The 18,824-nt window shown below is 61.1% G+C and carries 17 protein-coding genes; 12 read left to right on the plus strand and 5 right to left on the minus strand.

Annotated features, from left to right (window positions below; all coding sequences use genetic code 11):
- Nucleotides 1-19 precede the first annotated feature (19 nt).
- Nucleotides 20-343: a hypothetical protein gene (locus tag BTO32_RS04600; RefSeq protein ID WP_076723282.1), complete on the plus strand. Its 324-nt coding sequence runs from the start codon at nucleotides 20-22 to the stop codon at nucleotides 341-343.
- Entirely contained in the window at nucleotides 343-768 is a 426-nt protein-coding gene (locus tag BTO32_RS04605; RefSeq protein WP_076723283.1) for a type IV pilin protein, read from the plus strand. Before BTO32_RS04600 ends, BTO32_RS04605 begins: the two co-directional genes overlap by 1 nt.
- Nucleotides 769-770: 2 nt before the next feature.
- Here the strand turns inward: BTO32_RS04605 and BTO32_RS04610 are convergent, their stop codons facing one another.
- The 3 genes from BTO32_RS04610 to BTO32_RS04620 all read right to left on the minus strand — a co-directional run bounded on the left by BTO32_RS04610 (nucleotide 771) and on the right by BTO32_RS04620 (nucleotide 4,529).
- Complete coding sequence (locus BTO32_RS04610) at nucleotides 771-1,328, minus strand: GspH/FimT family pseudopilin (RefSeq protein ID WP_076723284.1); 558 nt, start codon at nucleotides 1,326-1,328, stop codon at nucleotides 771-773.
- A 111-nt stretch (nucleotides 1,329-1,439) separates the two neighbouring features.
- Entirely contained in the window at nucleotides 1,440-2,822 is a 1,383-nt protein-coding gene (locus BTO32_RS04615) for a sigma-54-dependent transcriptional regulator (protein ID WP_076723285.1), read from the minus strand.
- A 57-nt stretch (nucleotides 2,823-2,879) separates the two neighbouring features.
- On the minus strand, nucleotides 2,880-4,529 hold the full coding sequence (locus tag BTO32_RS04620) for a sensor histidine kinase (protein WP_245820268.1): 1,650 nt from the start codon (nucleotides 4,527-4,529) through the stop codon (nucleotides 2,880-2,882).
- Between the two features lie 117 nt (nucleotides 4,530-4,646).
- On the opposite strand from BTO32_RS04620, the gene BTO32_RS04625 reads away from it, so the two are divergent.
- On the plus strand, nucleotides 4,647-6,305 hold the full coding sequence (locus BTO32_RS04625) for an NAD+ synthase (protein ID WP_076723286.1): 1,659 nt from the start codon (nucleotides 4,647-4,649) through the stop codon (nucleotides 6,303-6,305).
- Between the two features lie 10 nt (nucleotides 6,306-6,315).
- Here BTO32_RS04625 and BTO32_RS04630 read toward each other — a convergent pair whose 3' ends face one another.
- Nucleotides 6,316-7,152 carry an outer membrane protein assembly factor BamD gene (locus tag BTO32_RS04630; protein ID WP_076723287.1) on the minus strand — a complete coding sequence of 279 codons (837 nt, stop codon included), beginning with the start codon at nucleotides 7,150-7,152 and terminating at the stop codon, nucleotides 6,316-6,318.
- Nucleotides 7,153-7,286: 134 nt separating this feature from the next.
- Here BTO32_RS04630 and rluD point away from each other — a divergent pair, with 134 nt between their 5' ends.
- The 3 genes from rluD to clpB all read left to right on the plus strand — a co-directional run bounded on the left by rluD (nucleotide 7,287) and on the right by clpB (nucleotide 11,771).
- A complete protein-coding gene (gene rluD, locus BTO32_RS04635; RefSeq protein WP_076723288.1) occupies nucleotides 7,287-8,264 on the plus strand; it encodes a 23S rRNA pseudouridine(1911/1915/1917) synthase RluD in 978 nt (325 codons plus the stop codon).
- A complete protein-coding gene (pgeF, locus tag BTO32_RS04640) occupies nucleotides 8,254-9,009 on the plus strand; it encodes a peptidoglycan editing factor PgeF (RefSeq protein ID WP_076723289.1) in 756 nt (251 codons plus the stop codon). The genes rluD and pgeF overlap by 11 nt, the downstream gene beginning before the upstream one ends.
- A 185-nt stretch (nucleotides 9,010-9,194) precedes the next feature.
- On the plus strand, nucleotides 9,195-11,771 hold the full coding sequence (gene clpB / locus BTO32_RS04645) for an ATP-dependent chaperone ClpB (protein ID WP_076723290.1): 2,577 nt from the start codon (nucleotides 9,195-9,197) through the stop codon (nucleotides 11,769-11,771).
- Nucleotides 11,772-11,819: 48 nt separating this feature from the next.
- On the opposite strand, the gene BTO32_RS04650 is transcribed toward clpB, so the two are convergent.
- The gene (locus tag BTO32_RS04650; protein WP_076723291.1) at nucleotides 11,820-12,296 is read right to left on the minus strand and encodes a DUF4124 domain-containing protein; all 477 of its coding nucleotides are present in this window, start codon (nucleotides 12,294-12,296) and stop codon (nucleotides 11,820-11,822) included.
- Between the two features lie 503 nt (nucleotides 12,297-12,799).
- Here BTO32_RS04650 and BTO32_RS04655 point away from each other — a divergent pair.
- The 6 genes from BTO32_RS04655 (at nucleotide 12,800) to BTO32_RS04680 (ending at nucleotide 18,714) form a co-directional block, all read left to right on the plus strand.
- Nucleotides 12,800-14,518 (plus strand): acetolactate synthase 3 large subunit, encoded by a 1,719-nt coding sequence (locus BTO32_RS04655; RefSeq protein WP_076723292.1) that lies wholly within the window; start codon nucleotides 12,800-12,802, stop codon nucleotides 14,516-14,518.
- A 2-nt stretch (nucleotides 14,519-14,520) separates the two neighbouring features.
- Nucleotides 14,521-15,012: an acetolactate synthase small subunit gene (ilvN, locus tag BTO32_RS04660; protein WP_076723293.1), complete on the plus strand. Its 492-nt coding sequence runs from the start codon at nucleotides 14,521-14,523 to the stop codon at nucleotides 15,010-15,012.
- Nucleotides 15,013-15,069: 57 nt separating this feature from the next.
- On the plus strand, nucleotides 15,070-16,086 hold the full coding sequence (gene ilvC / locus BTO32_RS04665) for a ketol-acid reductoisomerase (RefSeq protein ID WP_076723294.1): 1,017 nt from the start codon (nucleotides 15,070-15,072) through the stop codon (nucleotides 16,084-16,086).
- A gap of 93 nt (nucleotides 16,087-16,179) precedes the next feature.
- Nucleotides 16,180-16,998 carry a CDP-diacylglycerol--serine O-phosphatidyltransferase gene (gene pssA, locus BTO32_RS04670; RefSeq protein WP_076723295.1) on the plus strand — a complete coding sequence of 273 codons (819 nt, stop codon included), beginning with the start codon at nucleotides 16,180-16,182 and terminating at the stop codon, nucleotides 16,996-16,998.
- A 107-nt stretch (nucleotides 16,999-17,105) separates the two neighbouring features.
- On the plus strand, nucleotides 17,106-18,083 hold the full coding sequence (gene msrP, locus BTO32_RS04675) for a protein-methionine-sulfoxide reductase catalytic subunit MsrP (protein ID WP_076723296.1): 978 nt from the start codon (nucleotides 17,106-17,108) through the stop codon (nucleotides 18,081-18,083).
- Nucleotides 18,084-18,105: 22 nt separating this feature from the next.
- Nucleotides 18,106-18,714, plus strand: a complete 609-nt coding sequence (locus tag BTO32_RS04680) for a protein-methionine-sulfoxide reductase heme-binding subunit MsrQ (protein ID WP_076723297.1) — start codon at nucleotides 18,106-18,108, stop codon at nucleotides 18,712-18,714.
- Nucleotides 18,715-18,824: the final 110 nt, after the last annotated feature.

The raw sequence follows: 18,824 nt of genomic DNA on the forward strand, positions 1-18,824 counted from the left end.
CAGAACAGGAGGATCACTTGTGAAAGCATTTATTGTGGCGGGAATCTTGATATTTACTCTGGCCGCTGCGCCTGGGTGGGGGCAGGACAGAGGGCCTGTGGCGGACGGAGCCGTTGCTCACAAGACTGAATATACAATTGATGCGATTTATCCGGAGGACTCCCGCATTGTGATTGATGACGGGGAGTACTATGTCACAGGTCCTGTGATGATCAACGGGCAGGAGATCCCCGCCGGCGGTGTCCTGAAGGTGCTGCGGCAGGGGCAGAAGCTTTTCAATATTGTCGCTGAACGGCAGGGTCAGGACGAGGTACTTGTACTGAAAGGGGCGGATATCCTGTGATGATAAGACGCAAGTTTTATCCGGCACTCAGGACCCTGGCCGGATTTACTCTGATTGAACTGATGATTGTGGTAGCCATCATCGGTATTATTGCGGCGATTGCCTACCCCTCCTATCAGGAACATGTGCGGAAAACCCGCCGGGCGACGGCTCAGGCGGATCTGATGGAACTTGCCCAGTGGATGGAGCGGCAGTACGCACCGGATTATTCCTATCTTGACGGTGGCAACCAGCCGGTACTGCCGTTTACGGTTTCGCCACGCAACGGAACTGCATTCTACAATCTGAGTTTTTCCGGCAATGTGACGCAGAATGGGTTCACCCTGCAGGCCGTACCTACCGGTGCCCAGGCAGCTGACCGATGCGGCACCCTGACGCTCAACAGTGCCGGTTCCCGGAGCGCTGCCGAGGCAGACTGCTGGTAGTGTCAACATCTGACATTGTGGCCGTCTGCCCGGTTGGGAATGCCGTCGCCATCAGTGTCTCGAGCCAGCCGGACACGGCCGCCCCGGCTGATGACGAGATGCGCCGAACGGCGGCTGTCGCTATTGTCGGGGCACCAGGTAATATTGCCTAGATCGCTGTAAATCATACCGTCGGCCCGGTACTGGAAGTAACTGCGCGACAGGGAGCTGGCAAAGCGTCGGCCGCTATCCGGGGGCGAAAGAATCCGGATAATGTCCCTGGTGTCGGTGATCTGTCTTCGGTTTTCCGGATCGAAGAATGCATAGAGAGGGTCGTTCCAGTTCCTTCCACACTTTAAATTTGCGCTGACTGGGCAGACAGTAACAATGCGTCCGCTAAGAATGGACTGCTGTCGTGCCAGCACAAAAAAACCGAGTAAGTCGTTCGCTTCCGCCGTTGCCCGGGAGTCGTTTATCAACGTGCTGAAGCTGGGAACCGCTGAAAAAACGAGAATGGATACAATAACCAGGGAAATAATGAGCTCGACAAGTGTCAAGCCCCCTTGGGTAGCACGGTTCATCCTTGAACCTCCATGTTGGTACTTCGTCCTGAAGTCGCATTTATCGTGAGTGAAGTGGGCGCTCCCGCCCACTGAAAAAGCAGTTTAGACTAACCTCATTCCGTTACCCAGTCACTCCATTCCCAACTTCTTCAACCGATACCGTAACGCCCGAAAACTGATTCCCAGGCGCTTGGCTGCTGCGGTCTTGTTCCAGCGAGTGGCCTCCAGGGCCCTTTCGATGGCTTGGCGTTCGATGGACTCGAGGTAGTTTTCCAGGTCGATTTCGCCGTCAGGCAAGGACGACGGGGGGGCAGGGAGAGGGTTGCCGGTACCGGCTGTCCCGGCCATGGCGTCCTGGGCACCGTTGCCCAGGTGTAGGTCCTTGGCGCTGATCCGGTCGTTGTCACACAGAGTGAAGGCACGCTCAAGGATGTTCTCAAGCTCCCGCACATTGCCGGGGAAGTCGTAGGCTTTCAGCCGTTCGACGGCGTCGGGGGTCAGGCTCGCCGGAGGGCACTCGTACTCATCCGCAATCCGTTGCAGGATGTGCTCCGCCAGAATCTCGATATCCTCCGGTCGTTCCCTGAGCGGGGGCACCGCCAGTTCGATCACGTTGATACGGTAGAACAGGTCCTGCCGGAAGCCGCCTTCCTGTACCAGTTTGGGGAGGTTTTTGTGGGTGGCACTCAACACCCGGATATCCACTGGAATTTCCCGGGTGTCGCCCACAGGCCGCACGGCTTTTTCCTGGATGGCCCGAAGCAGCTTCACCTGCATTGCCAGGGGCAGGTCTGCCACTTCGTCCAGAAACAGGGTGCCGCCATCCGCCGAGCGGAACAGCCCGTCCTTGTTTTCAACCGCGCCGGTGAAACTGCCTTTCTTGTGCCCGAAAAACTCGCTCTCCATGAGCTCAGAAGGAATGGCGCCGCAGTTGACGGCGACGAAGGGGCCGTCTCGTCTCGGGCCCTGCAAGTGGATCATTCGGGCCACCAGCTCTTTGCCACTGCCGGACTCGCCACAGATAAACACCGGCGCCTGGCTGCGTGCCAGTTTTCGGGTTTGCGCCCTGAGCTTTCGGATCTGGGGGGATTGGCCCAGTAACAGGCCCGGTTCGTCCTGTTCCGCACTGGCCTGGGGGCCAGGCTCGGAGAGTTTGAGGGCGCTGTTGACGAGTTCCCGGAGGCGAGCCAGCTCCACGGGCTTGGAGACGAAATCAAAGGCTCCGGCTTTCAGTGCCTCGATGGCGGTTTCCATGCTGCCATAGGCGGTGATGACGGCGACCGGTGTTGCAGGCGCATGCTGCTGGATCCAGTGGACCAGGTCGATGCCGCAGCCATCGGGTAGGTTCATATCGGTGAGACACAACTGTGGCTGATGTGCCGACAGAAGCTGGCGGGCTGTGGTCAGGTCGGGGGCGGTCAGGGTTGCGACGCCCATCCGGGCGAGGGTGATTTCGAGCAGGTCCCGGATATCGGGCTCGTCGTCAACAATCAGTACGGTATGGCTGGTCATTGTCGTGTGTCGGTTCCGTGTCGTGTCCGGATATTCGGTCCTTCCGCTGGGGACAACTCAGATCAGTCGACCGGGGTGGGCGAACGTCATGCGGAAGCAGCAGCCAGGCTGATCGTCTTCCACCAGGGCCAAGTGAGCTTGGTTAGCCTCGCACAGTTCCCTGGCAAGATAAAGCCCGAGCCCGGTACCGCTTTTGTCGGTGGTGAAGAAGGGTTCGAACACGGCACCGCGGTGCTCCGGCGCAATGCCCGGCCCAAAGTCACGCACCTCCACGAACGCTCTTTCCCTGTTCGCCATGGGGCCGGCCCGAAGCCGTACCCTGCGGGTCCCCGTTTGCTGCTCACTGTAGCGCAGGCCGTTGTCGCAGAGATTGACCAAGACCTGCTCGATCTGGCTTTTGTCGAACCGGGCCGGAGGCGTGTTGGGATCGATGTCCAGTTCGATGAAGGCGGGGGGCGAGTGGGTGGCGTCAGCCTGTAGGAAATCCCGGCGAAATTCCGGCAGCCATTGGCTGATGTCCACCAGTTCCGGGTCCGCGGCCCTGCGCCGGGATAGATCCAGAACGTTTTCGATGATGCCGTTGACCCGTTTTGAGTGGCGCCGGATGATGTCCAGCATGCGCCGATCCCCTGCTGCCAGGCTGGGCGACTCCTCCAACAGCTGGGCTGCGTGGCTGATAGCGCCCAGGGGGTTGCGGATTTCATGGGCGATGCCGGCAGTCAGTCGTCCCAGGGAGGCCAGTTTCATTTGCTGGGCCTGCTGGGTGACTTTGCTCATGTCCTCGATGAATACTAGAATCTGGTCGCCCCGTTCCCGGTCCAGCTGGGTAAAATTGGCCTGCAACAGCGGGGAGGCGGGGTTAGGCTGGAATGGCGAGACCCGGCGCCGCGGATCCTTCAGCCAGGCGTCCAGCCCCTGTCGCAGTGCCGGTGGCAGGGTGCGCGGGTGGTGCAGGGGCGATGCCGTCGTCTCGGTGCCGGAGCCGAACAGCAGTTCCTCCGCCGCAGCGTTGACGAGCCGGATTTGCCCGAAGCGGTCCAGAACCAGGATGCCGGTGCGCATGCGCTGGATGATCTGCTGGTTGATGCGCTCCAGTTCGGCAATGCTCCGGGCTCGACTTGACGCCAGGGCCTCGCTTCGGATCATGCGCCGGGAAATGTTCTGCAGCAGGAAGGCCGTGGCGAAATAGAGAATGCCCAGGGAGCCGGCGCGTACGATGTTGTCGGCGTTCTCGTTCAATGCCAGAATCGCCCAGCCGGCGATACCAAGGGAGCAGATCGCCGCCAGGGCAGCGTAGAAGGTGCCCATGCGACTGGGGGTCAGGATGTTGCCCGCCGCCACCGAGATGATCACGAGGTTGGCCAAGCCATTGGTGATGCCGGTGCTGGACAGCAGCAGGCCATGCATGATCAGGATGTCCAGTAGGATTGACAGGGTGATGTGACGTTGGCCGGGACGAAAGCCGGCCACCAACACCAGTCCAATGAAGGCATTGAGCGCCAGATAAGAAACGACGCCGGCCTGGTAGTAGTCGTGCCAGCGGAAGCGGGTATCGAAGGTAACCGGCTCGATCAGAAGCAGCCCCACCAGCATCAGGCTCACCACCAAACGATAGTGGTTGTAAATGCGAAACAGCTTGATCTGCTGTTCGTTGCTTGCGCGCGTTTCCGCGTAGGTCGGGGTGTCGGTCATGTTGCCGGTTGTCATGGGTCTCGTTGTTTTGGCTGCCGGGGCGTGGGAGCGAATCGGCGGCTCCCTAGGGAATCCTGAGCTTCGCGGGGTTATAATAGCGTTTTCGTGGCAACAAGTTACAGGAGCCGATCTATGTCCGGAAGTCGCCCCGCGTTCCCAGCGTCCGCCCAACGGTTGAAGGTTGTGATGGCGCAGCTCGATTTTCTGGTGGGGGACATCCCGGGCAATACCGACAAGGTGATCGAAGCCGCTCACCGGGCGTGGCGGGATCACCAGGCCGATGTGGTGGTGTTTCCGGAACTGTGCCTTACCGGGTATCCGCCGGAAGACCTGCTGCTCCGGCCCAGTCTGGATCTGCGAGTCCAGGAAGCGCTTGAGCGGTTGCAGGGCGCCGGGTTGGAGCCGACCCTGATTATTGGCGTTCCGTTGCGGGACGGCGGGCTGCTGTACAATGCCGCGGTCGTGCTGGAGCGTGGCGTGATCACCGGACGCTATTTCAAGCGTTTCCCCCCGAACTATCAGGTTTTTGACGAAAAACGCTATTTCGCTGAGGGGCGGGATACCTTCCTGACGACGATCCGGGGGATTCCGGTAGGGATCACCGTGTGTGAGGACATCTGGAAGGACGGTCCGGTGGAGGACTGCGCCGCCGCCGGCGCCCGGTTGCTCCTGAACCTCAATGCCTCACCCTACGACACCGACAAGCAGGCACGTCGAAAGGCCTTGCTGGAGCGCAAGTCCCGGGAGAATGCGATCAGCATCGTGTACGTCAACTTGGTCGGCGGCCAGGACGAACTGGTGTTTGACGGTGGCTCCATGGTGTATGACCACTCCGGCGCCCTCAGGGTGGAAGCGCCCCAGTTCCGGGAGGACCTCTATCCGGTGGAGTTCCTGTGCGAGCATCACTGCCAGCCGATTTCCCAGCCGCTGCCGGAGCCTCTGTCTCTGGAGGCGGGCGTTTACCAGGCCCTGGTGACCGGGGTGAGGGACTACGTCAACAAGAACGGTTTCCGGTCCGTGGTCCTGGGGTTGTCGGGGGGCATCGACTCGGCGGTAACGCTGGCGGTGGCCGTCGATGCCTTGGGCAAGGAGCGGGTCCGGGCCGTAATGATGCCGTTCCGCTATACCTCCAGTATGAGCCTCGAGGACGCGGAGGCCGAAGCCCGGGCTCTGGGGGTACAGTACGATGTGTTCTCCATTGAGCCCATGTACGATGCCTTCATGGCCACTCTGGCCGAACCGTTTCAGGGCACCACGCCGGACACCACGGAAGAGAACCTGCAGGCCCGCCTGCGCGGTGTGTTGCTGATGTCGCTGTCCAACAAATTCGGTTCGCTGGTGCTGACGACCGGTAACAAGAGTGAGATGGCCGTGGGCTATTCCACGCTCTATGGCGACATGGCGGGGGGCTTTGATGTCCTCAAGGATGTTCCCAAAACGCTGGTGTTTCGCTTGGCCCGCTACCGCAATACCCTGTCGCCGGTGATCCCCGAGCGGGTCATCACCCGGCCGCCGTCGGCGGAGCTGGCGCCAGGCCAGAAGGACGAGGACAGTCTGCCCAGCTATGACATTCTGGATCAGATTCTGAATCTGTACGTGGAGCGCGACTTCAGTGCCGAGGCCATCATCGCCGAAGGCTTCGAGCGCAAGGATGTGGAGCGGGTCATTCGCCTGGTGGACGTCAACGAATATAAGCGTCGACAGGCCCCGATCGGGGTGCGCATCACCGAGCGGGGATTTGGCAAGGATCGCCGCTATCCCATCACCAATGGCTGGAAAAGCGGCAAGTGACCGGGCCGGCTCACTCGTCGCCGATCAGGCCGAAGGTCACGACGTTGGCCAGTGACCGGTTTTCCCGCTTCAGGATATCCGCCTTGAACTCGCCCCTGTCATCGAACGCCTCGCTGTTGGGGAAGTTCTCCCGCAGCAGTGCTACGGCATCCCGATACCCCTTTTTTAGGTCGAGGAAACGATACGTCTCGGCCATGATCACAAGCGCTTCCTCGACCGCCGGAGAAGTCGGGTAGTTTTCCAGCACGTAGCGGGCCCGGTTGTTGGCCGCCAGATAGGCCTGTCGCTTGATGTAGTACCGGGCCGCGTGCAGTTCCAGTTCAGCCATTCGGTTGCGAATGGCGAGCATGCGCTGACGGGCATCTGCGGCGTAGTCACTGTCCGGATACCGGCTCAGCAGCTCGGAAAAATCCCGGAAGGCTTGGAGCTGTTCGCCAGGGTTGCGGGCCGAGATGTCAACCGGGAAGTAGCGGGCGGCCAGTCCTACGTCCAGGTTGTACGAGGCCAGCCCCCGCATGTACAGCGCGTAGTCTGCGTGTTCGCTTTGTGGGTTCAGGCGCAGGAAGCGGTCGGCGGCGGCGCGGGCGCCTTCCAGGTCCAGGTTCTGGTAGCGGGCGAAAATCAGGTCCAGCTGGGCCTGCTCGGCATAACGGCCAAACGGGTAATAGGTTTCCAGTGCATCCAGATTCTGCTCGGCCTCGTTGAAATTGCCGGCGTTCATGGCGCGACGGGCATTTTCATAATATGTCTGTTCCGGCAGCACCTCCTCTTGTCTGGGGTGGTTGGCGCAGGCGCTGATCATGGCCACCAGGGTGGATAGCAGCAGCAAACGAACAACTGATCTCATGCCGGAATCCCGTATAATGTCGAGTAATGTGCAAAGAGCCGACATTGTAGCGGGGATGATCCTCCATGTGCAGTGTCTGGTCTTCGGCAGTCGCAGATTCTCTCCGAAATGTAATCACTGGCCGTGGGGGCTCGATGTCCACCGATAACCGCATTACCGCCCGTTTCGTCGTTCCCGCCGAGCTCAGCGACCGTCGTCTGGACCAGGCGGTGGCCCAGCTGATGCCGGAGCACTCCCGCTCGCGCCTGCAAACCTGGATCAGGGCGGGGGCCCTGACAGTGAACGGCGAGTCCCGCAAGCCCCGTGACAAGGTGATGCTGGACGACGTCATCGCACTGAATGCAGAGCCTGAAGTCCAGGTGAGCTGGACGGCGGAAGACATCCGGCTCGACATCGTTTATGAGGATGAACACCTGCTGGTGATCAACAAGCCGGCGGGGCTGGTGGTGCATCCGGCCGCCGGCCATGCCGAGGGTACTCTAGTGAACGCCGTCCTCAACCATGCCCCTGAAGTGGAGAACCTGCCCCGGGCCGGGATTGTACACCGGCTCGACAAGGACACCTCGGGCATCATGGTGGTCGCCCGCAGTCTGGTGGCGCATACCTCTCTGGTGGAGCAACTGCAAACCCGGACCATGGGGCGGGAGTATGACGCGGTGGTGGTGGGTAGCCTCACCGGTGGCGCCACCGTGGACGCGCCCATCGGGCGCCACCCCCGTGAGCGCAAGAAGATGGCTGTGGTTGCCGCCGGCAAGCCGGCTGTGACCCATTACCGGCTGGTTGAGCGTTTCGCCGCTCATACCCACATCCGCTGCCGCCTGGAAAGTGGCCGGACTCACCAGATCCGCGTGCACATGGCGTACATCAAACACCCGCTGGTTGGGGATCCGCTCTATGGGGGGCGTATGCGGTTACCCAAGGGCGCCACGCCGGAGCTGCGGGACCTGCTGGCGGGGTTTGGCCGGCAGGCATTGCATGCCCGGCAACTGACGCTGGAGCACCCCGAAACGGGCGAGCGGCTAAGCTGGGAAGTGCCGCTGCCCGCCGATATGGTGGCCCTGATCGAGGGGCTGAGGGCGCATGCCCGGGAACGGGAGCTCCATGATTTCTGAACGCGATCTGGTGACACCGGACTGGCCGGCGCCGGCCGGTGTTCGGGCCCTGTGCACGACACGTCAGGGTGGGGTCAGTCAGCCTCCCTGGAACAGCCTGAACCTGGGCGGGCACGTGGGGGATCGGCCGGAGGATGTGGTGGAAAACCGGCGTCGGCTGGCGGCAGTGACCGGGCTGCCAACCGCTCGGCTGGTTTGGCTGAACCAAGTCCATGGCATCGATGTGGTGGCTCTGACGGCCGCTTCCGCCGGGACGCTGGTGACCGCCGACGCCTGCTGGACCCGTGAGCGGGGCATGGCCTGTGCCATTCTTACCGCGGACTGTTTGCCGGTTCTGCTCTGTGATCAGGCGGGGCAGGTGGTAGGGGCTGCGCACGCGGGCTGGCGCAGCCTGTGTGCCGGGGTCCTGGAGCGGTTGGTAACCGCAATGCCGGTGCCGGCGGGGGATGTGCTGGCCTGGTTGGGGCCGGCCATTGGCCCGCAGCGGTTCGAAGTCGGGCCGGAGGTGCGTGCCGAGTTTCTCGCGCGGGACCCGCAGGCCGCCCGGGCCTTTGTCCCATCGAGCCACCGGCCGGGCCACTACCTGGCCGACCTGTATGGGTTGGCTCGCCAGCGCTTGGCCCAAGCGGGTGTTGGCCGGGTGTTTGGGGGTGGTCTGTGCACGCTGTCCGACTCCGAGCGGTTCTTTTCCTATCGTCGGGATGGCCAGACCGGCCGTATGGCCTCGCTGATCTGGCTGACCTGAGTGTGGCGTCGGCAGCCGGCGCACCCCTTCGACAACATGACAACCGTCAATTTTCTGACGAAATGCCCGCCCTTTTGCTTGAAGTCCCCCCGCCCGCCCCTACATTTAGTGTCAAAGCCAACGGGATATGAACGATCCAGCCGTTCGGATCGCAGGGTATCCGTGAACCAGATTGGGGACACTGTATGAGAATCGACAAATTGACCAGCAAACTGCAGACCGCGCTGGCGGATGCGCAGTCGCTGGCGGTGGGCAAGGATCACAACTTCATCGAACCGCTTCACTTGATGATGGCCTTGCTGGATCAGGAAGGTAGCGCCATCAAGCCGCTGCTGAAACAGGCGGGGGCGGAACCGGGGCGGGTGCGTCAGGCGGTGGCCCGGGAAATTGAGAACCTGCCGGAAGTCAAAGGGTCGGCCGGGGATGTGTCCATGTCCAACGACATGGGGCGTCTGTTCAACATCGCCGACAAGCTGGCCCAGCAACGCAAGGACCAGTTCATTTCCAGTGAGCTGATCCTGCTGGCAGCCCTGGAAGATCGAGGCACCCTGGGTCGGGTGCTGCGGGAGCAGGGCGTTGACAAGGCTGCCCTGACCCGGGCCATTGACGACATCCGGGGCGGTGAACCGGTGTCTGATGCCAGTGCCGAGGAAAACCGCCAAGCGCTGTCTAAGTACACCATCGACCTGACCGAGCGGGCCGCGGCCGGCAAACTGGACCCGGTGATTGGCCGGGACGACGAGATCCGTCGAACCATCCAGGTGCTGCAACGTCGCCGCAAGAACAACCCGGTGCTGATCGGGGAGCCGGGCGTGGGCAAGACCGCCATCGTCGAAGGTCTGGCCCAGCGTATCGTCAATGGTGAAGTACCCGATGGCCTGAAAGACAAGCGGGTATTGTCTCTGGACATGGGGGCCCTGATTGCCGGCGCCAAGTTCCGTGGTGAGTTCGAGGAGCGCCTGAAGGCGGTGCTCAATGAACTGGCTAAACAGGAAGGGCAGGTCATTCTGTTCATCGACGAAATCCATACCATGGTGGGCGCCGGCAAGGCCGAAGGGTCGATGGATGCGGGCAACATGCTCAAGCCGGCGCTGGCCCGGGGGGAGCTGCACTGCGTGGGCGCCACGACGCTGGACGAGTACCGCGAGTACATTGAAAAGGACGCGGCTCTGGAGCGGCGCTTCCAGAAGGTGTTTGTGAACGAGCCGAGCGAGGAAGACACCATTGCCATCCTCCGCGGCCTCAAGGAACGCTACGAGGTGCATCATGGGGTCGAGGTGACCGATGCCGCGATCATCGCCGCGGCCAAGCTGTCGCACCGGTACATCACCGACCGCCAGCTGCCGGACAAAGCCATCGACTTGGTGGATGAGGCGGCCAGCCAGATCCGGATGGAAATGGACTCCAAACCGGAGGCACTGGATCGCCTGGAGCGCCGCCTGATTCAGCTGAAGATTGAGCGCGAGGCGTTGAAGAAAGAGACCGATGCGGCCTCGAAGAAACGGCTGGAGGAACTGAGCGAGGTGATCGCCAAGGTTGAGCGTGAGTACGCCGACCTGGAAGAGGTCTGGAACACCGAAAAAGCGGCACTGCAGGGCTCCCAGAAAATCAAGAGTCAGCTCGAACAGGCTCGGATTGACCTGGAAAATGCCCGCCGTGCCGGTGATCTGGCCAAAATGTCCGAGCTTCAGTACGGCCGCATCCCCGAACTGGAGCGCCAGCTGGACATGGCCAGCCAGGCTGAAATGATGGAAATGAAGCTGCTGCGCAACCGTGTCACCGAGGAGGAAATCGCCGAGGTGGTATCCAAGTGGACGGGCATCCCCGTATCCAAGATGCTGGAGGGCGAGCGCGACAAACTGATGCGCATGGAAGAGGCCCTGCATGCCCGGGTTATTGGCCAGAACGAGGCGGTCGAGGCTGTGGCCAACGCGGTACGCCGCTCCCGGGCCGGCCTCTCTGACCCGAACCGTCCGAACGGCTCGTTCCTGTTCCTTGGCCCGACCGGGGTCGGCAAGACGGAGCTGTGCAAGGCGCTGGCTTCGTTCTTGTTCGACACCGAAGAGGCGATGGTGCGCATCGACATGTCGGAGTTCATGGAGAAGCACTCCGTGGCCCGGCTGATTGGCGCGCCTCCGGGCTATGTCGGCTATGAGGAAGGGGGGTACCTGACCGAGGCAGTGCGGCGCCGGCCATACTCCGTACTGTTGCTGGACGAGGTGGAGAAAGCCCATCCGGACGTGTTCAACATCCTACTACAGGTGCTGGAGGATGGCCGCCTGACCGATGGTCAGGGGCGTACCGTGGACTTCCGTAACACCGTGATCGTGATGACCTCGAACCTGGGTTCCGACATCATCCAGCAAAAGGCGGGCGAGGAGAACTATGAGGCCATGAAGAACGCAGTGATGGAGGTGGTTGGCACCCATTTCCGGCCCGAGTTCATTAACCGGGTCGACGAGGTGGTGGTGTTCCATCCGCTGGCCGAAGATCAGATCCGCGGTATCGCCCGGATCCAGATCGGCTCCCTGAACAAGCGTCTGGCGGATCAGGACATCCGGCTGGAGCTGGACGATGCCGCCATGGAGTTGCTGGCGGAGGTCGGATACGACCCGGTCTACGGTGCCCGTCCGTTGAAGCGGGCGATCCAGCGCAACATCGAGAACCCGCTGGCTCAGAAACTGCTACAGGGCGAGTTCGGGCCGGGGGATACCATCAAGGCGACGGTGAAGGAGCACCAGCTGGTGTTCGAAAAGGCCTGATGGCGGCCAATGTGGAAAGGGCAGTCTGGGAGGACTGCCCTTTTTTGATCAGCGCAGATCGGCGTCCGGGGCCTGAGGACCACAGTTTTCGTCGACAATGCGCTGGTATTTTTCCCGTTCGGTGGCGATTTCCTCCGGCGAGAGGTACCGTGCCTCACCGTTTTCCTCGACCCGGATCCGGGCGTTGCTGTCAATGATGTCCAGATTGGCCCGGGCCATGGCGCAATTGGCCTCGCGCTGCTTACGCATGGCGTCCAGCTGAGCCTGTCGGCGGTCGGAAACCGCTTGTTGTTCCTGCTGTTCCTGCAGGGCTTTCAACTGCTCCTGGGGCGCACTCGGCTGGCTGGGGCTGGCGGCGGAACCGGCTCGTACGCTGATCCGTTCGGCCTGCTGGCCCGTGGGTTGGCGATCACCGAAATGGGTAATGCCGTTCTCGTCGGTCCATTTGTAAACCGAACCGCTGAACGCCAGCCCTGGGGCGGCGATTGCCAACAGGCTCAAAAACATCAGGATTTTTCTGTTCATCGTCCCACTCATCGTTTCCGTGACTTCCGCTCAGGCTCCGCTGACGCTGCGGCCAAGACATGACAGTGCCTATCATGCCACCAATCCGGCCCAATTTCCCTCGTCTGGTTCAAAACTCGACAGCGTCGCTTCCGGAAGTATGGCAGAGCTTTCGGCGATTGTGGCGGATTAACTGCCAGCGCCTATTGACAGGGAGTTTCGCGCTGTCAGAATTGTCGATTGCCTGAAACTGGGGTTAATACGGCAGGCAATCCCGAGCAAGTATCCCCCGTTTATGACCACACTGATCACGCCGGGTCGCGGTGTGTACTGGTTGTTGCATGCATGCAACCGATCGAATGGTCGTCCTCCGCAACCCTCAGGAGGGCGGCCGGCCAGGAGACAACCTCTTTTGAAGGTGTGGAGGAGCAAGCCGGTTCCGCTTCCACAAGAAGCCGGAAAACCGTGAATCCAGGCAACCGGGTTTTCCCGGCTCATTCACTCGTAGAAGAGGGTAGAAAAACGTGGAGTTATTGTCTGGCGCCGATATGCTGATCCGCGCCCTTCAGGATGAGGGCGTCGAGTACATATACGGTTATCCGGGTGGCGCAGCGCTGCACATCTATGACGCGCTGTTCAGGCAGGACAAGGTCAAGCATATTCTGGTGAGGCACGAACAGGCGGCGGTCCACATGGCGGACGGCTATGCCCGGGCCACAGGCAAGCCTGGAACCGTGCTGGTGACCTCGGGCCCTGGAGCCACCAACACCATCACCGGTATTGCCACCGCCTTTATGGATTCCATCCCTATGGTGGTTCTGTGTGGCCAAGTGGCATCCACCCTGATCGGCGAGGATGCCTTTCAGGAAACCGACATGATCGGTGTGTCCCGGCCGGTGGTGAAGCACAACATGAGTGTGCGCCGTCCCCAGGACATCCCCGAAACCATCCGCAAGGCCTATTACATCGCCTCGACCGGCCGTCCCGGCCCCGTCGTGGTGGACATTCCAAAAGACATGACCTCCCCGAACGAGCGGTATGAATACTCATACCCGAAGAAGGTCAAGTTGCGCTCCTACAATCCGGCGGTTCGGGGTCACGCCGGTCAGATCAAAAAAGCGGTGGACATGCTGCTGGCGGCCAAACGTCCGGTGATCTACGCCGGCGGCGGCGTCATCCTGGGCAAGGCATCGGACCAGCTCACCGAGCTGACCCGGAGGCTGGGCTACCCGATCACCAATACCCTGATGGGGATTGGCTGCTACCCGGCCACCGATAAGCAGCATCTGGGCTGGCTTGGCATGCACGGCACCTATGAGGCCAACATGGCCATGCACCATTCCGACCTGATTCTGGCGGTGGGGGCGCGTTTCGATGACCGGGTGACCAATGCCACCGAGAAGTTCTGTCCGGGGGCGAGGATCATTCACATCGACATCGACCCGGCCTCCATCTCCAAGACCGTGGAAGCGGATGTACCGATCGTCGGTCCGGTCGATGCGGTGCTCAAGGAAATGCTGTCACTGGTCAGGGAAAGCAAGGCCCGGCCTGATGCCGAGGCGCTGGCTGCCTGGTGGAAACAGATCGAGGAGTGGCGGGCATTTCATGGCATGCGTTATGAAACCAGCCCGGATGTGATCAAGCCGCAGGAGGTGATCGAGCTGCTCTGGAAACTGACCAACGGAGACGCCTACGTGGCGTCCGACGTCGGCCAGCACCAGATGTTCGCGGCACAGTACTACAAGTTCGACAAGCCCAACCGCTGGATCAACTCCGGTGGTCTGGGCACTATGGGGTTTGGTCTGCCGGCCGCCATGGGCGTCAAGCTGACGCACCCTGACGCGGAGGTCCTGTGCATCACCGGTGAGGGCAGTATCCAGATGAACATTCAGGAACTGTCCACCTGCAAGCAGTACAATCTGCCGGTGAAGATCATCAACCTCAACAACCAAGCCCTGGGCATGGTCAAACAGTGGCAGGACATGAACTACGAGTCCCGGCACTCCCAGTCCTACATGGAGTCCCTGCCGGACTTCATCAAGCTCGCGGAGGCCTATGGCCACGTGGGTATCCGGATTGACCGCAAGGAAGACCTCGAGCCCAAGCTGAGGGAGGCCCTGGCCATGAAGGACCGGCTCGTCTTTGTCGACGTCTACGTGGACCGTTTCGAGCATGTGTACCCGATGCAGGTGGCTCGTGGCGCCATGAAGGATATGTGGCTCAGCAAGACGGAGAGGGTGTGATCATGCGTCGAATCATTTCTGTTTTGCTGGAGAACGAGCCCGGGGCGCTGTCGCGGGTGGTCGGCCTGTTTTCGCAGCGCAATTACAACATCGAGACCCTGACGGTCGCGCCGACGGAAGATGAGACTTTGTCCCGCCTGACCGTGACCACGCGGGGGTCGGACCGGGTCATCGAACAGATCACCAAGCAGCTGAACAAGCTCATTGAGGTGGTCAAACTGGTGGACCTGACCGAGGGCGCCCACATTGAGCGGGAGCTGATGCTGGTCAAGCTGAAAGCAACCGGTTCCCAGCGTGCGGAGATCAAGCGCACAGTGGACATCTTTCGGGGCCAGATCGTCGACGTCACCAGCTCGGTGTACACGGTCCAGCTCACGGGCGACAGCGAGAAGCTGGACGGCTTCATCCAGGCCGTGGGCACATCTGGCGTGCTGGAAGTGGTCCGGACTGGGGTTTCCGGCATTGCCCGTGGCGAGAAGGTGCTCAGCCTCTAACCGCACAACGTAATTTGACAGCAGGGCCTGCGGCCCGACATCCATAAGAGGTTTCTCATGAAAGTTTATTACGATAAGGATTGCGACCTTTCCATCATCCAGGGCAAGAAAGTAGCCATCATCGGCTTCGGCTCGCAAGGGCATGCCCACGCCTGCAACCTGAAAGACTCCGGCGTCGACGTGACCGTTGGGCTGCGCCCTGGCTCCTCCTCCATCGCCAAGGCCGAGGCCTATGGGCTGAAGACCCGTGATGTGCCCTCCGCTGTGGCCCAGGCAGACCTGGTCATGGTGCTGACTCCGGATGAGTTCCAGTCCCAGCTGTACCGGAACGAGATCGAACCGAACCTCAAGGAAGGGGCCACCCTGGCCTTTGCCCACGGCTTCGCGATCCACTACAACCAAATCGTGCCCCGGAAGGACCTGGACGTGATCATGGTCGCGCCCAAGGCGCCGGGCCATACCGTGCGCTCGGAATTCACCAAGGGCGGCGGTATTCCAGATCTGGTGGCGATCTTCCAGGACGCTTCCGGCAACGCCAAGAATGTCGCGCTCTCCTACGCCAGCGCCATCGGCGGCGGCCGCACCGGCATCATCGAGACCACCTTTAAGGATGAGACGGAAACCGACCTGTTCGGTGAGCAAGCGGTGTTGTGCGGTGGTGCGGTGGAGCTGGTCAAGGCCGGTTTCGAAACCCTGGTGGACGCCGGTTACGCGCCTGAAATGGCCTATTTCGAGTGCCTGCACGAACTGAAGCTGATCGTTGACCTGATGTACGAGGGTGGCATTGCCAACATGAACTACTCCATCTCCAACAACGCGGAGTATGGTGAGTATGTGACCGGCCCGGAAATCATCAACGAACAGTCCCGCGAGGCCATGCGCAAGGCGCTCAAGCGGATTCAGAGCGGCGAGTACGCGAAAATGTTCATTGCCGAGGGCAGCCTGAACTATCCTTCCATGACCGCGCGCCGGCGCGAGAATGCCGCGCATCCGATCGAAGTGGTTGGTGAAAAACTGCGTTCGATGATGCCCTGGATCTCCGCGAACAAGATCGTGGATAAGGAAAAGAACTGATCCGGGTTTCCGGCACGGTTTGTACAGCGCGGCCCGGGTGGCCGCGTTTTTCGTTTATACTGCGCCCAACATGCTTTCCGGAGTCATCAGGCAATGAGTGAAGAAAAACATTCGGTGGAAGCGTCCACGGTCAAGTCCCACGCCCAGGAGCCCGAAGTGGACATGGGCGAAGTGGTTGAGGAAGAACTGGTCGGGGGAGCGCCGGTCCGGCGCAAGGGGATTTACCTGTTGCCCAATGCGTTGACCACGGCCTCACTGTTTTCCGGTTTCTACGCCATTGTCGCGGCGGCCAACGGACTGTTTGACAATGCGGCCGTCGCGGTTTTCGTCTCCATGATTCTGGACGGACTGGACGGCCGCGTGGCGCGCATGACCAACACCCAGAGCAAGTTCGGTGAGGAATACGACAGCCTGGCGGACATGGTAGCCTTCGGCGTCGCGCCTGGGCTTGTGGCCTTTTTCTGGTCGCTGAACGGGTTGGGCAAGTTCGGCTGGGCCATCACCTTCATCTACGTGGCGGGCGCCGCGTTGCGCCTAGCCCGGTTCAATACCCAGATTGGATCGGTGGACAAAAAATACTTCGTCGGTCTGCCCAGTCCGTCGGCAGCAGCGTGCGTGGCGGGGCTGGTCTGGTGCTTCCACGCCTTTGACAACGCCGCTTGGCTCACGGCACTGTCGGTGCTGGTGGTCGGGGGCACCGGAGTGCTGATGGTCAGCAACATTTTCTATCGTAGTTTCAAGGACCTGGACCTGCGTGGCCGGGTTCCGTTTGCCGCCATCCTGTTGTTTGTCCTGGTACTGATCGTCATTGCCATCGATCCCGCCACTGTCCTGTTCACTGGGTTCCTGGTCTATGCCCTGTCCGGCCCGGTGCGGGCCCTGTTCCGTCGCAAACCGCGTCGCGCCGCCTAGTCGTCAGCGCCCCGGTTTCCCGCAATTCCCCGGCCTCGCCGGGGAATTTTTTGTGTATTGCCCGGTCAACCATTGCCATGGACACGGACAAAGGCTGGAGACTCCGGATGCTGATCACGACTCGCCCCCCATGGCAGATTCCCTACTCCGAAGTGACACCGGAGCCCGTTTACCTCAGCCGTCGCGCCTTCATGGCGGGCATGGCCGCGTCTGTCGCGGGGGCAGGCTTGCTGCCCGGTCTGGCCACAGCCGCGCCGGTGCCTAGGCCGGGACAGTCACTGCCATCCACCTTTGTGCCCGAATACTCGACCCGGGAAGAACAGACCCCCTACGAAGATGCCACCCGCTACAACAACTTCTATGAGTTCGGAACGGGCAAGGGCGATCCCGCCCGATATGCGGGTGAGATGACGGTGGAGCCTTGGTCCGTCGTGGTGGAGGGGGCGTGTGGCAAGCCTGGCACCTACGCCCTGGAAGACTTGCTGAAACCCGTCGAGTATCAGGAGCGGGTGTATCGGCTGCGATGTGTCGAGGCTTGGTCGATGGTGATTCCCTGGATCGGTGTCCCTCTGGCGGAAGTACTGCGCCGGTTCGAACCGGGCTCGAACGCCAAGTTCGTCGCTTTCGAAACCCTGTACGACCCTGAGCAGATGCGTGGCCAGCGTTCGCTGTTCAGCACCATCGATTGGCCCTACCGGGAGGGGCTGCGCTTGGATGAGGCGATGAATGAGCTCAGTTTCTTGGCGGTGGGGCTTTATGGCAAGACCCTGCCAAACCAGAATGGCGCACCTCTGCGCTTGGTGGTGCCCTGGAAATACGGCTTCAAGAGCATCAAATCGATCGTCAAGATCCGGTTCCAGGAAATGCGTCCGGTGACCACCTGGGAATCGATTGCTCCCAATGAATATGGGTTCTATGCCAATGTGAACCCGGAGGTTGATCACCCACGCTGGAGCCAAAAGCGAGAGCGCCGCCTGCCTTCCGGGCTGTTGTCCCCGCATTGGATCGAAACCCGCAAGTTCAACGGGTATGGCGAGCAGGTCGCCCACTTGTATCGTGGTATGGATCTGAGCAAGTTTTACTGAGGAGCTGGAGGCGCCGAAGGCGATGGCCTTGCCAATACCGCTGTTCAAGGGCGTGGTGTTTGTCCTTGCGTTGTTGCCACTGTCCGGGATTGCCTGGGACCTTTACAGCGCGGGGCTGGGGCCGGATCCGGGCCAAATTATCACCGAACGGCTGGGACTGGCGGCGTTCCAGTGCCTGCTGCTGACCCTGTGCATGACCCCGTTCGCGCGCTGGACAGGGTGGTCCGCGTGGGTGCGCGTCCGTCGGATGCTGGGCTTATTCACGTTTTTCTATGCCTGCCTGCACCTGCTGGCTTTTCTCCAGTTCGTTCTCGGTTGGTCGGATCTTGGGACAACGTTCACCCAGCGTCCCTACATCGTGCTTGGCGCGCTCTCGTTCCTGCTGCTCGCCATGTTGGCTGCGACCTCCTTCCAGATGGCGATGCGGCGACTCGGGCGCCGCTGGAAGCCGTTGCATCGCCTGGTGTACCTGGCGGTGTTGCTGGCTTGGGGGCATTATCTCTGGCAGGCCCGCAGTGATATTACGCCCATGGTGGCGTACGGTATGGTGATGCTGCTGTTGCTGGCGGTCCGGGTTCGGTGGTTCGGTTGGGCGTCCCTGGTGCCCCTGAGGCGCCCGGCAAGAGGCTGATCGATGGTTTTATGGTCAAATTGTGTGTTTTGAAATCAACAACATAGGTGGAAACCGAAGATTTTGAATTTTTTTCCCGCAGGCCGTTGACAGTTTTCCGTGGGGCTGTA

This window comes from Marinobacter lutaoensis (assembly GCF_001981305.1).
In the GTDB taxonomy this organism is placed as follows: Bacteria; Pseudomonadota; Gammaproteobacteria; order Pseudomonadales; family Oleiphilaceae; genus Marinobacter; species Marinobacter lutaoensis.